The organism is Agrobacterium sp. RC10-4-1 (genome assembly GCF_014138475.1).
GTDB classification, from domain to species: domain Bacteria; phylum Pseudomonadota; class Alphaproteobacteria; order Rhizobiales; family Rhizobiaceae; genus Agrobacterium; species Agrobacterium pusense.
The window spans coordinates 299903-313248 of the sequence record NZ_JACJIT010000001.1 but is presented as its reverse complement, the minus strand read 5'-3'; the positions used below and the strand labels follow the sequence as shown (position 1 = coordinate 313248).

The 13346-nt window shown below is 58.7% G+C and carries 11 protein-coding genes; all 11 read right to left on the bottom strand.

All coding sequences use genetic code 11. The annotated features are described in order from the left end of the window. Positions 1 to 17 precede the first annotated feature (17 nt). On the bottom strand, positions 18 to 1196 hold the full coding sequence (locus FHW77_RS01430) for a phosphoserine transaminase (protein ID WP_022563040.1): 1179 nt from the start codon (positions 1194 to 1196) through the stop codon (positions 18 to 20). Positions 1197 to 1408: 212 nt separating this feature from the next. Beyond that, on the bottom strand, positions 1409 to 2263 hold the full coding sequence (locus tag FHW77_RS01425) for an outer membrane protein (protein WP_100911214.1): 855 nt from the start codon (positions 2261 to 2263) through the stop codon (positions 1409 to 1411). Between the two features lie 186 nt (positions 2264 to 2449). Continuing rightward, entirely contained in the window at positions 2450 to 3802 is a 1353-nt protein-coding gene (glmM, locus tag FHW77_RS01420) for a phosphoglucosamine mutase (RefSeq protein WP_004445721.1), read from the bottom strand. Between the two features lie 190 nt (positions 3803 to 3992). After that, the gene (gene ftsH / locus FHW77_RS01415; protein WP_100911215.1) at positions 3993 to 5957 is read right to left on the bottom strand and encodes an ATP-dependent zinc metalloprotease FtsH; all 1965 of its coding nucleotides are present in this window, start codon (positions 5955 to 5957) and stop codon (positions 3993 to 3995) included. 154 nt (positions 5958 to 6111) lie between these two features. Then, positions 6112 to 7452, bottom strand: coding sequence for a tRNA lysidine(34) synthetase TilS (gene tilS, locus FHW77_RS01410; protein ID WP_100911216.1), 1341 nt, complete (start codon positions 7450 to 7452; stop codon positions 6112 to 6114). 31 nt (positions 7453 to 7483) lie between these two features. Next, positions 7484 to 8491, bottom strand: coding sequence for a tol-pal system protein YbgF (ybgF, locus tag FHW77_RS01405; protein WP_022563043.1), 1008 nt, complete (start codon positions 8489 to 8491; stop codon positions 7484 to 7486). A 158-nt stretch (positions 8492 to 8649) separates the two neighbouring features. Then, positions 8650 to 9183 (bottom strand): peptidoglycan-associated lipoprotein Pal, encoded by a 534-nt coding sequence (gene pal, locus FHW77_RS01400; protein WP_004445728.1) that lies wholly within the window; start codon positions 9181 to 9183, stop codon positions 8650 to 8652. 209 nt (positions 9184 to 9392) lie between these two features. Next, positions 9393 to 10706: a Tol-Pal system beta propeller repeat protein TolB gene (tolB, locus tag FHW77_RS01395; RefSeq protein ID WP_006697167.1), complete on the bottom strand. Its 1314-nt coding sequence runs from the start codon at positions 10704 to 10706 to the stop codon at positions 9393 to 9395. A 78-nt stretch (positions 10707 to 10784) separates the two neighbouring features. Next, the gene (gene tolA / locus FHW77_RS01390; protein ID WP_100911217.1) at positions 10785 to 11963 is read right to left on the bottom strand and encodes a cell envelope integrity protein TolA; all 1179 of its coding nucleotides are present in this window, start codon (positions 11961 to 11963) and stop codon (positions 10785 to 10787) included. 9 nt (positions 11964 to 11972) lie between these two features. Then, entirely contained in the window at positions 11973 to 12434 is a 462-nt protein-coding gene (tolR, locus tag FHW77_RS01385) for a protein TolR (protein WP_004445732.1), read from the bottom strand. 57 nt (positions 12435 to 12491) lie between these two features. Then, positions 12492 to 13211, bottom strand: coding sequence for a protein TolQ (gene tolQ / locus FHW77_RS01380; RefSeq protein ID WP_003523238.1), 720 nt, complete (start codon positions 13209 to 13211; stop codon positions 12492 to 12494). Positions 13212 to 13346 lie beyond the last annotated feature (135 nt).

Here is a 13346-nt window from a genome sequence, read left to right as displayed (position 1 = left end):
CAGGGCCGGTATCAAAATCAGGCGGCAGCCTTGGAAAGTGCTGCCTTCTGCGTCTGGTAAGCCCAGGTGAGCCAGGGCATGACGGCTTCCATATCAGCCGTCTCGATGGTGGCGCCGGCCCAAATGCGCAGACCGGACGGGGCGTCGCGGTAAGCGCCGATATCGAGGGCGACATTTTCCTTTTCGAGCAGGGCGACGACGCCCTTGGCAAAATCGGCCTGTGCCGCGGCATCCAGCGCCTGGACCTCGGGATCAACGATCTTGAGGCAAACAGACGTGTTGGAGCGAGTTTCCGGCTTCACGGCCAGGTTGGCGATCCAGTCGTTCTTCTCGATGAAGTCGTAGATAACCTTGGCATTGGCATCGGCGCGGCCGATCAGCGCCTTCAGGCCACCGAGATTCTTTGCCCAGAGCAGCGCGTCGATATAATCTTCAACGCAGAGCATGGACGGCGTGTTGATGGTTTCACCGGTGAAGATGCCTTCGATCAGCTTGCCGCCGGAAACCATGCGGAAGATTTTCGGCAGCGGCCATGCCGGTGCGTAGCTCAAGAGACGCTCAACGGCGCGCGGCGACAGGATGATGACGCCATGGCCGCCCTCGCCGCCGAGAACCTTCTGCCAGGAGAAGGTGACGACGTCGAGTTTCGTAAAGTCCATATCCTGCGCGAAAGCCGCCGAGGTGGCGTCGCAGATGGTCAGGCCCTTGCGGTCGGCGGGAATGAAATCGGCGTTGGGAACACGAACGCCAGAGGTCGTACCGTTCCAGGTGAAGACCACGTCGCGGTCGAAATCGACTTCGGCAAGGTTCGGCAGCAGACCGTAATCGGCCTCGAACTTGCGAACGTCCTTCAGCTTCAGCTGCTTGACGACGTCGGTGACCCAGCCGGCGCCGAAGCTTTCCCAGGCGAGCATATCGACGCCACGTTCGCCGAGCAGCGACCAGAGCGCCATTTCAACGGCGCCGGTGTCGGATGCGGGAACGATACCGATGCGATAATCGGCGGGAACATCAAGAACTTCACGGGTGAGATCGATGGCCTGCTTCAGCTTGGCTTTGCCAACCTTGGCGCGATGCGAGCGACCGAGCGGCGCATCGGAGAGAGCATCTAGCGACCAACCGGGGCGCTTCGAGCAGGGACCAGAGGAAAAATGCGTATTGCCCGGACGGACGTCCGGCTTCACGATATCTGTCATTTGACTACCCTTCCAGATAGGCGCTCCACGTTAGGGTGGAGTGTCCTGACGCCGTTGCTATTCCTGTCGCCGATCCCAGTCAAGCGGAATATGTCGCTACGCAGAAGAATCTTGGTCCATATGCGTCATGTCCCTTGCCACATGCCGATAAAACAAAACCGCCCGCACCCGGAGGATGCGGACGGCCCGAAACTATCAGGTTGGCGTGACGTTTATTTATAAACGGCAGGCTGCAGAGGAATATCGGCAGGCGGCATGTATTGCGCGGTGTCGCAACCGTTGAAGACATAACGGCCGCCGACACGCACTTCATGCGAATAGAGGCCCTTGTCACGGCCGGGGCCGCCGCCATTCTCATAGGCGAACATGTCGCCCTTGTTGATGTGACGGAAACGGTAACCGATATCGGCCTTCAGATTACAGGTAACATCAATGGATGCGCCAGCCATAAGGGCGTAAGCGAAACGCCACTTGCCCCTGCCGCCGTGTTCGGTGGTCGGGTCGCAATAGCCCGATCCGTCTGTCGCGCAGGAGGTATTACGCAACTTGTCCCACTTCACGTAGGACGCGCCGATACCGCCGCCGACGTATGGTGTGACGCGGCCGTAGGTACCCAGATCGACATAGGCGTTCGCCATCAGCGTATAAGCCCGCAGCGCGCTTAGGTCGGTCGATACGCACGGCGTTCTGCTTCCCAAAGGACCACCACCACAAAAACCACTAGTGGAACCGCGGAAATCCGACTTGCCCATATAGTCGAAGGTCAAGTCGCTGCGGAAATAGTTGTTGAACTGATAACCGACACCGGCGCCAATGACATAGCTATCGTCGATCTTCGCGGTATCGAAATCAGCGAGATAGCCACCAGGGCCACCCTGATAATAATTGGCACCACGCAGCTTATTGAAAGAATAACCGACGTCGCCTCGCAGATACCAGCCGCTTGCCTGGGTGATCTCCACTTCGGGAGCATAGGTCGGCGCAGGCTCAGCTTGATAAAGATCGGCGGCAATGGCGCTGGTGCCGGTCAGCAGGACGGCCAGAAATCCGGCCAGGGCGTTTTTCATGACTTCCACTCCAGAAGAGGCACGTGCGTTTGCGGCAGCAGATGCCAGTGAACTGTTCAGTCATGGAGATTGACGTAAAATGGTTAAGTCCCGATTAACCACGCTCATTCACTATATTTATTAGTAAATACTCAAAGAAAAAGCCGGCGGAAGGCCGGCTTTTTGCTGATTTATTGTTGCTATGCCTCACGCGGCTGAGCGGGCATTCGCGATGATGCCGACAAGATCATTGACGATACGCTCCACCTTCGCGCTATCGTCGCCTTCCGCCATCACGCGGATCAGCGGTTCGGTGCCGGAAGGGCGGATGACGAGGCGGCCATTATCGGCAAGCGCACTTTCCGCATCCGCAATTGCCTGCTGCACGACCGGGTTTTCCAGCGGTTTGCCACCGGAGATACGGACATTCTTCAAAAGCTGCGGCACGGGCTCGAACTTGCGGCAAACCTCGCTCACCGTGCGGCCGGAGCGCTTGACCTTGGCGAGAACCTGCAATGCCGCAACGAGCCCATCCCCCGTCGTGCCGTAATCCGACAGCACGATATGGCCGGACTGCTCACCGCCAACATTGAAATTGTGGTTGCGCATGTGTTCGACCACATAGCGGTCGCCCACCTTGGTGCGGGCAAGGGTGAGGCCCTTGTCGCCAAGAAACCGCTCAAGACCGAGATTGGACATGACAGTTGCGACGATGCCACCGCCGCGGAGCGTGTTGTCTTCGGCCCAGCTGTCGGCGATGACGGCCATCAGCTGGTCGCCATCAACGATCTCACCGCGTTCATCAACGATGATGACGCGGTCCGCATCACCATCCAGCGCAATGCCAATATCGGCCCGCACCTCGTGGACCTTTTTCTGAAGGGCTTCCGGGTGCGTGGAACCGCATTCGAGGTTAATGTTGATGCCGTTCGGCTCGTTGCCGATGGTGACGACCTCCGCGCCGAGTTCCCAGAGAGCCGCGGGCGCCACCTTATAAGCCGCGCCATTGGCGCAGTCGATGGCGATTCGCAGGCCGCTCAATGTCACGTCGCGCGGCAGGGTGCGCTTCACGAACTCGATATAACGATAGATGTCGCCATCGACGCGCTTCGCCCGGCCGATTTCGGCAGGTTTCGCCAGTTGGGCGTAGATATCCTTGTCGAGGAGGTCTTCGATCTCCAGCTCCAGCTCATCGGAAAGCTTGTAACCGTCAGGCCCGAAAAGCTTGATGCCATTGTCGGAGAAGGGATTGTGCGAGGCCGAGATCATCACGCCGATATCGGCGCGCAGCGAGCGGGTCAGCATGGCGACGGCCGGCGTCGGGATCGGGCCGAGCAGGAAGACATCGAGACCGGCGGCGGTGAAGCCGGCAACCAGGGCGTTTTCCAGCATATAGCCGGAAAGGCGCGTATCCTTACCGATGACGACACGATGGCGATGATGGCCACGGCGGAAAATCGTCCCGACGGCAATGCCAACCCGCATCGCCAGATCAGGCGTCATGGGGAAGACGTTCGATTGTCCGCGGATACCATCGGTTCCGAAATAACGGCGTGCCATTTGAACTCCAAATCTTTTCCAGCATTCCGGCATAAGCTGAAAACAGCCGGAAGCGTTTTTGGCTAGATGCCACAAACCACGATAAACAGCACGTAAATTACCGCAAAAATGGCTTATATCTTGTTACCAAAATGAAAAGGCCATCCGGAAACCCGGATGGCCTTTTACAATTTCTAACAGACGCGGTCGATCAATGCGGCTGCGGCTCCATGCCGCCTTCGGCTTCACCGTCGCCCTTTGCTTCACCGTCACCCTTCGCTTCACTAGTGCCGTCCTTCTTGGTGCCGGCCTTCGGCACTGCCGAACCACGGCTGCCCGGAGAATCGTCGCCCAGATCGCGGGCGGGCTTCTCACCCTTCAGCAGGGCCTTGATCTCGTCACCCGTCAGGGTTTCGTATTCAAGCAGACCCTCGGCAATCGCAACGAAACCATCGTGATTTTCCGTCAGAATGCGGCGAGCCTCGGCATAAGCCTCATCGATCAGCCGGCGAACTTCCGTGTCGATCGTCTGGGCTGTGGCTTCGGAGACGTTCTTCGACTGCGAGACGGAATGGCCAAGGAAAACTTCCTGCTGGTTTTCACCATAGGAGACCTGGCCGAGCGCATCGGAAAAGCCCCATTGCGTCACCATGGCACGGGCAAGCTTGGTTGCCTGCTCGATATCCGAAGACGCGCCCGAGGTAATGTTTTCCTTACCGAAGGTCAGTTCTTCGGCAACGCGGCCACCCATCATGATCACGAGGCGCGACACCATCCACTTGTAGCTCATGGAATAGCGGTCGCCTTCCGGCAGCTGCATCACCATGCCAAGTGCGCGGCCGCGCGGGATGATCGTTGCCTTGTGCAACGGATCGGCCACGGCAACCTTCAGAGCGGTGATGGCATGACCGGCTTCGTGATAGGCAGTCAGCTTCTTTTCGGCCTCGGTCATGGCGGAAGAGCGGCGCTCCGCACCCATCATGATCTTGTCCTTGGCGTCTTCGAATTCCTGCATGGTGACCACGCGCTTGTTGCGGCGGGCGGCCATGAGGGCGGCTTCGTTGACGAGATTCATCAGGTCCGCACCCGAGAAACCGGGGGTACCGCGGGCGAGCACCTTGAGATCGACATTCGGCGCCAGCGGCACGTTGCGGATATGCACCTTGAGGATGCGCTCGCGGCCGACGATGTCAGGGTTCGGCACAACGACCTGACGGTCGAAACGGCCGGGACGCAGAAGTGCGGGATCGAGAACATCGGGTCGGTTGGTAGCGGCGATGAGAATGATGCCCTCATTCGCCTCAAAACCGTCCATCTCAACCAGCAGCTGGTTCAGCGTCTGTTCGCGCTCGTCGTTACCGCCGCCGAGGCCGGCGCCACGATGGCGGCCGACGGCGTCGATTTCATCGATGAAGATGATGCAAGGCGCATTCTTCTTTGCCTGCTCGAACATGTCACGCACACGGCTGGCACCGACGCCAACGAACATTTCCACGAAATCCGAACCGGAAATCGTGAAGAACGGCACATTGGCTTCACCTGCGACGGAGCGGGCCAGAAGTGTCTTACCGGTGCCCGGAGGACCGACAAGCAGAACGCCGCGCGGAATCTTGCCGCCGAGGCGCTGGAACTTCTGCGGGTCACGCAGGAATTCCACGATTTCCTCAAGATCCTGCTTGGCTTCATCCACGCCTGCGACGTCATCGAACGTCACGCGGCCATGGGCTTCCGTCAGGAGCTTGGCCTTGGACTTGCCGAAGCCCATCGCGCCACGCGAACCGCCCTGCATCTGCCGCATGAAGAACAGCCAGACGCCAAGAATGAGAAACATCGGCAGAAGCGTGCCGAGATAGCTCAGGAAGCCCGAGGAGCCATCGCTTTCCGGGCGCGCCACAATGGTCACGTTCTTGCTCTGCAAGCGCTCCATCAGGCTGTCGTCGATGACGGGGGAATAGGTCTGAAAGGCCGTGCCGTTTTCGGTGTAGGTTCCGAGAACCCGGTTACCGGTGACGGTCACGTCGCGAACTCGCCCGGAATCCACGTCGCGGAGAAACTGGGAATACGGAATTTCCCGTGAACCCGTTTGCGTCGGCGAAGTCTGGAACATGCTGAACAGCGCGATCAGCAAGAGGGCGATCACGGCCCACAAGGCGAAATTTCTGAAATTTGGGTTCATCGAACTCCCCGAACTCACACGGGCACAACTACTGCCCGCTATTACGTGCCCTTAACATAAGGACGACATCTGCCCTTGCCAAGGCAAAGCGCATTATCTGATGCGTTTTGGTGTAAAAACTGTTCCAAGGCAATTCACGAAAATGAGGCCCGATTTAAACCGGGGGCTGTGGATAGGCGGCGTGCAGGAGGCGCATGGCAATCACATTGGCCAACTCAAGGTCGAAACGCGGAAGGAAAAGATCATAAGGCGCAAGCAGCGGGCGGATCGCCGCCACGCCGGACCCCGGAAATTCCAGATCGTGATTTTCGCGCACGAAGACCGGCATTGTCTGGCTGGAGCGTTTCAATATCCCCGGAGGAATGACACCGGAAGGTTTGATCGGAATACCCATTGTGTCTCCGGCGCCAAAAGCGCGGACGACTATCTCTGCATCGGAACGGTTGAACACGTCAAAGCGCTCGTCCCAAACCATCCTCGCGCCCGGCGGCATTCGCAGTGATGGAATGTTTCTGTTTTCCCGCATCAGGTAGAGGGCATCCTTGCGGTAATCGAACACGACGCGGTTCGCCGTTATCCTTCCCGGTTCTCGATTCGCGACAAGCGCCATCACCCTGTCCATCGTGTCAGAGGCCATGGGATATCGTCGACCGCCGATAACACCTGATAGCGCCGACAACGCGTACCGGATAACAGCGGGGTCTTCACCGAGGCTCTCAGCGTTTATCCTGATTAAACCAAGGAAAAAAAAACAAGAGTTATGATGTACAAACCGGGCTGCGCGTGCGGATAATTCCGACCTTGTGTCTGACGTTCCGTACGGAAAAAGACGAGGCGTATCGTCCAGCGCCTGCCGCACCCTCACCCGCTCATATTTGCGGTTTTCATTGCTGGGATCATCGATCCAGCCTTGCGCCCTTTCGAGAAGATAATCGCGAATGGCTTGGCGCTCGCAATGCAGAAATGGCCGCATGACCCAGTGACGCCCACCATACAGCACGGCGTCTGCCATACCCGACAAGCCGAGATTATCAGCCCGTTTCCGGCGGGCGGCGCGCATCGCAACCGTTTCCCGCTGGTCGCCCCGTGTATGCCCCGTCACGATGACATCGGCGCTCATCGTGTCCGCGACACCAGCAATCAGATGGTAACGCGCCAGGCGCGAGGCCTCGGCCAAACCGGAGGCGGGTTTTTGGTCTTCCCAACGGCGCACGGCATGAAAGATGCCAAGCCCGGCGCATAACGTGGCGACTTTTTTTGCCTCGTCAGCGGATTCGGGCCGTAGCGCATGATCGACCGTGACGGCCGACAGCCGCACCTGATCCCCTGAACCGATGGAAGCTTCGTGCAATGCGAGCAACAAACCGGTGGAATCGCTGCCGCCGGAAATTGCAACGAGAATATGCGCAGGTTTGCGCAGTTTCGCGACGAACAATCGCGCAGCCTCAAGCGGGACAAGCCCGGTTTCGTCTGGAATGCTGGTCTTGGCAGGCATGGACAGACCGCACTTCAACGGGAAAGAGGGATCAGCAGCTCAGCCGCTTCTGTTCACTGGCGACTTTGTTCAGCACGGTCTTCGAGGCATTGGGGTAACGCTTCGGCACCTCGCGCAGCGTGGCGCAGGCCGTTTCGGTATTATCGAGAGCGGCAAGGGACATGCCAAGCTTCATCAGCATTTCCGGAGCCTTCGGAGACTTGCCATAGGCCTGGTGGCCGTTAAGAAAGGTCTTCGCGGCTTCGTTGAACTTGCCCTGGGAATATTGCGCTTCACCCAGCCAGAAGCTCGCATCCGCGGCTTTCGTGCCCTTGGGGTAACCCTGCAGATATTGCTGGAACCCCTGCTCCGCCAGCTTGTAATCACCGGAAAGGACATGACCGTAAGCGGCCTGGTAGATATCGCCTTCGCTGGTCAGCGCCGCTGTATTGACGGGATCGGTCTTGCGCGTGCTGTTGCCTGTCGTAACGCCGGGAAGGCTGCCGGAAGAATTGTTGGCGCCTGAATTGAGCGTGCCGCCAATAGGCATCCCCTTGGAATCAAGTTCGATCGAACCGAGCGTTGTCTCACCCGGCGCGCCTGTCGGAGCACTGGAGGGAGCGGACGGTGAAACGGAAGCGCCACCCTCGGGTGGCGTTTCGATGATCGTTGCAACGTCGTCGGTCGGGGGCGTCGCCGGACTGACCGGACTTGCCTCCGCCTTCTTTTTCGGCGTTGCTGCAGGACTTCCGCCCTTTCCGCTTTCCAGTTCCTGGAAGCGGAACTCATTGTCTTCCTGCGCCTTGCGGATCGTTTCCTGCATCTGCAAAAGCTGGAAGCTCATTTCCTCGATACGGCCGTTGAGTTGCCGGATCTGTTCTTCAAGCTGCTGAACCCGATAGGCTTCATTGGCCTGAACCCGGACGACCGGGGGCTGCTGCTGAGAATTGATCGTGCCGAAGCTACCCCCCGCACCGAACAGCGGACCCGAAACGGCTGTGCCGCTCAAGCCGGTGCAGGCTGCAAGCCCCAGCATTCCCGCCACGACAAGTTTCTTCATCTCATTCGTCCTGCCTTAACTGATTTGCACCGGAATAGTGCAAGCCGGATTTTTTCCATATCGACCGAAAAAGCAACTTAACTTCGGCCAAACTATGAAAAAAACAAAAGGCGGCCCGAAGACCGCCCTTTATTTACGTTCACAAAAACGTCAGGCGATTACATGCCTGCGCCGCCGAGAACCGTGACCGCGCGACGGTTCTGCGACCAGCAGGAAATGTCGTCGCAAACCGCGACCGGACGTTCCTTGCCGTAGGAGATCGTCTTCATGCGGCTTGCCGGAACACCCTGAGAGGCCAGGAAGTCGCGGGTTGCTGCCGCACGGCGGGCGCCGAGTGCCAGGTTGTATTCACGCGTGCCGCGCTCGTCGGCATGGCCTTCGACCGTGATGGCGTAGTTCGGGTAACGGGCAAGCCACTGTGCCTGGCGCTGCAGGGTCTGCTGGGCGTCGGCGCGGATCGAGGTGGAGTCCGTGTCGAAGAAGATGCGGTCGCCGACATTGACCGTGAAGTCCTGCTGGGAGCCCGGCGTTGCAGAGCCTGCGCCACCAAGGCCGAGTTCACCGGCGCTGTTCGGCATGTTCTTCTTGTTCGCGCAGCCTGCGAGAGCAAGCGCGAGCGTCATGGCGATGACAGCCGGGTTACGGGCCAGTTTCTGCATGGGGCTGAGTGCCGAAATATGTGTACGGCTCATCGCCGGTCTCTCCTTAGGATTTCAATAACGTTGCCGGACACTAACTGATCGCGGTTAATAGCCGGCAAACGCTTATGGTTAACAGAAAGGAAATGTCCCAGTTTTTTGCTCCCTCACAACACTTTGCGGCAAGAAAGAGGCACATTTCCCTGTGGTATGCGTAAAACATCACGGCACCGGGTTAAGCCGGCGCCGTGATGGCAGTCATATCAGTCCAGAAGCGGCGACCAGGCCGGGTCTGAAGCGAAGGTCGGTGTCTTGATGAGCTGTTCATTGTAGCCCGTCAGGTCGATCGAATAGAGCTGCGGACCGCCCGCACCCGCGTTCTGGCGGAAGAACATCAGTACGCGGCCATTCGGTGCCCAGGTTGGCCCTTCATTGTGGAAGCCGCTGGTCAGGATGCGCTCGCCCGAACCATCCGTCTTCATCACACCGATCGAGAACTTGCCGCCAGACTGCTTGGTGAAGGCAATCAGATCGCCACGCGGGGACCATACCGGCGTGGAATAAGAACCATCGCCGAAGGAAATGCGCTGCTGGCCGGAACCATCGGCATTCATGACGTAAATCTGCTGGCGGCCGCCACGGTCACTTTCAAAGGCAACACGCTGACCGTCAGGCGAATAGGACGGGGCCGTATCGATCGCCGACGTGTTGGTCAGGCGTGTCGTGGTACGAGAGCGCAGATCCATGGTGTAGATATTGGCGTTGCCATCCTGCTGAAGGCTCATGATCACCTTCTGCCCGTCAGGCGAAAAGCGCGGCGAGAACGTCATGCCTGGGAAGTTGCCGACGACTTCACGCTGTCCGGTTTCCAGCTGCAGCAGATAAACGCGTGGCTGCTGGCCTTCAAAGGACATGTAGGTGACTTCCTGACGGCTCGGCGAAAAACGCGGTGTCAGGACGATGTCGTTCGAGTTGGTCAGGTTGCGGACGTTGAAACCGTCCTGGTCCATGATCGACAGCTGCCGCTTGCGGGCGGTCTTTGGTCCGCTTTCGGAGACGAAAACGACACGGGTGTCGAAATAACCCTTCTCACCGGTGATGCTTTCATAGATCGCATCCGCGATGATGTGGGCGACGCGACGCCAATTTTCTGGCTGGGTGAAAAACTGCTGGCCCGCCATCTGCTTATTTGCAAATGTGTCCCACAGACGGAATTCCGCACGTAAGCGACCATCCCCTTCGCGCGTCACGCGACCCGTCACAAGCGCCTGCGCGTTAATGACTTTCCAGTCCTCGAAACGCGGCTGCTGATCCGGATTGCTGATCTTCTCGATAAAAGCATTCTTGTTGATCGGCGCAAAGAGACCGGACCGTTGGAGGTCGGCTGCAATAACGGCAGAAACCTGTGCGCCGATCCCGTCTCCGGATATGAAATCCGTGATGGCGATGGGCAGCGGCTGTACATTGCCCTTGTTGATGTTGATTTGAACTTCCGCATTGGCAGGCACGACAGCAACCAGCGAAAACAACATGCCCGTTGCAACCATGAGGGCGCGGAGGACAGAATTCTTGATCATTGAAACAAGCCTTTCAGCTTCTTACGAAAATGGGACAGATATTTCAGACGCATAGTGTCGACTCCAGAATCTGTCGGCTTAAGTCGCGAAATCGGAGGCGTCGAAGTTGAAAACGATCGTGTTCCAACCCTTTTCGCCATCATATTTCTCGGGCGGTAAGTTCTGCAAAGGCGATGAGCGCAGAACGGCACGCCGGGTGCTGCTCTCCACTGCACGGCGGGTACCTTCAGGACCACCCGATGCCGTTACCTCCGGCTCGCCCACCACGTTCCCCGCCTTATCCAGCGAAACCCGGACCTGCACCCTTACCTCGGCTACTCCCGTCAGGCCGGCGACCATCGACCAGTTCTTCTGAACCTGGCCTCTGACATTGTCCATTTCGCTGGCGCTCAATCCCGTACCGATGGTCTTCTTGCCGCCAAGAGACGCCGTCTGGGTGGAGCGCTTTGCGCCGCCGCCCGAAGGTGCCTGCTTGTTAAGCAGCGCAGAAATTTCGTCGGCGTTAAATTCACTCGCCTGAGAGGAAGCAGATTTCGCCGTCTCCTGCTTCTTCTCACCGGGTTTCTTATCCGAAGGCTTGTCCGTGGACTTGGCCTGATCGGGCTTCTTCTCAGCTGGTTTTTCGGCTGGTTTCTGCTCGGCGGGCTTCGTCTCGGCCTGTTTCGGCTCTTCGGGCTTGGGTGGCTCAGGCCTGGAATTCGGGCGCGGAATGTTCTGCGGCACGGGGATTTCGGCCGGTTCCTGCGTTGCCGGCGGAGGCTCTTCCGCTTTGGTTTCCTGCGGTGGCGGCTCGGTCTTCGGCTGCGGTGTAATCTCAGGCTTCGTCTGCGGCAGGGCGGCCATTTCCTGCTGCTTCGGAGCCGAGGTTTCTTCCTTGACGATCTCCTTCACGTCGTTCGCTTTCGTATCGACGGTCGGAAGTGGCTTTTCCTGTTTGGGCGGGGCGGCCGCACTCATATTGTCGTTTGGCTTGGTCGTCGGCGTCGGCGGCGCCTCTATATCTGCCGTATTGTTACCGACATTCTGAGAGTTCTCGATGATATCAGGCCGGGTCGTCGGAACAGGAGCAGATTTTTCCGCCTTCGGAGCGTTCTTATCACCCTGCTGGATCTGGGTTAGCTCTTCAACATTCACCAGCTCCACCGGCAGTGCCTCAGCCTGAGACACGTCGAGGGGTTCCGGCGAGCCCAGGGAGACAAGGGCGAAAGCCAGAAGCGACGCATGCACGATCGCGGATGTGGTAAGGCTGCCCTTCATCGCTTTACGTCAATTGTCCTGTTTCTGCTGGGTCACAAGGCCGATGTTTTTGAAACCGGCCGCCTGGATACGCGCCATCACATCCGCAACGACGCCATAGGCGGCAACGGAATCCGCGCGCACGAAAATGCGTTCGTTATAGCCGGTCGTGGCGATTGCCTGCAGCTTGTCCGCCACTTCAGCCGCCTGGATTTCCGTTTCCTGCAAATGGATCTGGCCATTGGCATTGACGGAAATGGTGATCGGTTGCGTGTCCGAATTCAACGCATTGGCGGAGGTCTGCGGCAGGTCGATCGGCACGCCGACAGTCATCATAGGCGCCGCCACCATGAAGATGATGAGCAGCACGAGCATGACGTCGACCAGCGGCGTCACGTTGATTTCGCTGATCGCGCCGCCTCTGCGCCGTCCGCCGCGTCCACCCCTGCGTCCGCCGGAACCGCCGCCGCTGCCACCTGCTGACATACCCATATCATCTACTCCGTTTTGCCTTGCGGCAAATCACTCGACGGCATTGCAGTCGGCCGCTTACTGGGCGGCCTGCCGTGTCTGAAGTTTTTCATCGATCTGTCGCGACAGGATTGCCGAAAATTCGTCGGCGAAACCTTCCATTCGGGCGGAAAGCTTGTGCGCGTCAGCCGTGAACTTGTTGTAGGCGATAACCGCGGGAATAGCCGCGACAAGGCCGATCGCGGTGGCAAGAAGCGCTTCCGCGATACCGGGAGCCACGACCGCGAGGTTGGTGGACTTCGAACCGGCAATCGCCTGGAACGAGGTCATGATACCGACAACCGTGCCGAAGAGACCGATAAAGGGGCCGGCCGAACCGATGGTGGCGAGCGAGCCGAGGCGCGCCTCGTATTGTTCGCTTTCCCGCGCCATGGTCACGTCCATTGCCCGGTCGATACGCATCTGCAGGCCGATGGGCGAACGTGCGCCACGCTCGAAGGATTTTTTCCATTCGCGCATGGCCGAAACGAAAATTGCGGCCAGACCGCCATTCTGGCGCTCCGCCAGCGTGCGATAGAGCTCTTCAAGAGACTGGCCCGACCAGAACACCTGTTCGAACTGGTCGAACTGGCGCCTCGCCTTGCCGAAGCTCACATATTTGTCGAAGACGATTGCCCACGTCCAGACCGAGGCGGCGATAAGCCCGATCATCACGAGCTTAACGATGAGGCCCGCCTGCATAAACAGCGCCCAGAGACTTACATCATGCGTCGCCGCTGCCAAACCTGCCTGTTCCATAAATATCCAATCCCCGAATCCAAACGCCCGGTACGGGACCGGGCGATTCAAACGCGTGTTAACGCTCGAAGTCCTGCGGCAACAGCCGCCAACCCCTTAGCCATACCCCGATACTTGCCAGTAAGCCTTACTTGC

What these genes read in the sequence shown, in the direction of transcription:
- FHW77_RS01430 (WP_022563040.1), bottom strand. Translation starts at nt 1,196, where the DNA reads ATGACAGATATCGTGAAGCCGGACGTCCGTCCGGGCAATACGCATTTT.
- FHW77_RS01425 (WP_100911214.1), bottom strand. Translation starts at nt 2,263, where the DNA reads ATGAAAAACGCCCTGGCCGGATTTCTGGCCGTCCTGCTGACCGGCACC.
- glmM (WP_004445721.1), bottom strand. Translation starts at nt 3,802, where the DNA reads ATGGCACGCCGTTATTTCGGAACCGATGGTATCCGCGGACAATCGAAC.
- ftsH (WP_100911215.1), bottom strand. Translation starts at nt 5,957, where the DNA reads ATGAACCCAAATTTCAGAAATTTCGCCTTGTGGGCCGTGATCGCCCTC.
- tilS (WP_100911216.1), bottom strand. Translation starts at nt 7,452, where the DNA reads ATGCCTGCCAAGACCAGCATTCCAGACGAAACCGGGCTTGTCCCGCTT.
- ybgF (WP_022563043.1), bottom strand. Translation starts at nt 8,491, where the DNA reads ATGAAGAAACTTGTCGTGGCGGGAATGCTGGGGCTTGCAGCCTGCACC.
- pal (WP_004445728.1), bottom strand. Translation starts at nt 9,183, where the DNA reads ATGAGCCGTACACATATTTCGGCACTCAGCCCCATGCAGAAACTGGCC.
- tolB (WP_006697167.1), bottom strand. Translation starts at nt 10,706, where the DNA reads ATGATCAAGAATTCTGTCCTCCGCGCCCTCATGGTTGCAACGGGCATG.
- tolA (WP_100911217.1), bottom strand. Translation starts at nt 11,963, where the DNA reads ATGAAGGGCAGCCTTACCACATCCGCGATCGTGCATGCGTCGCTTCTG.
- tolR (WP_004445732.1), bottom strand. Translation starts at nt 12,434, where the DNA reads ATGGGTATGTCAGCAGGTGGCAGCGGCGGCGGTTCCGGCGGACGCAGG.
- tolQ (WP_003523238.1), bottom strand. Translation starts at nt 13,211, where the DNA reads ATGGAACAGGCAGGTTTGGCAGCGGCGACGCATGATGTAAGTCTCTGG.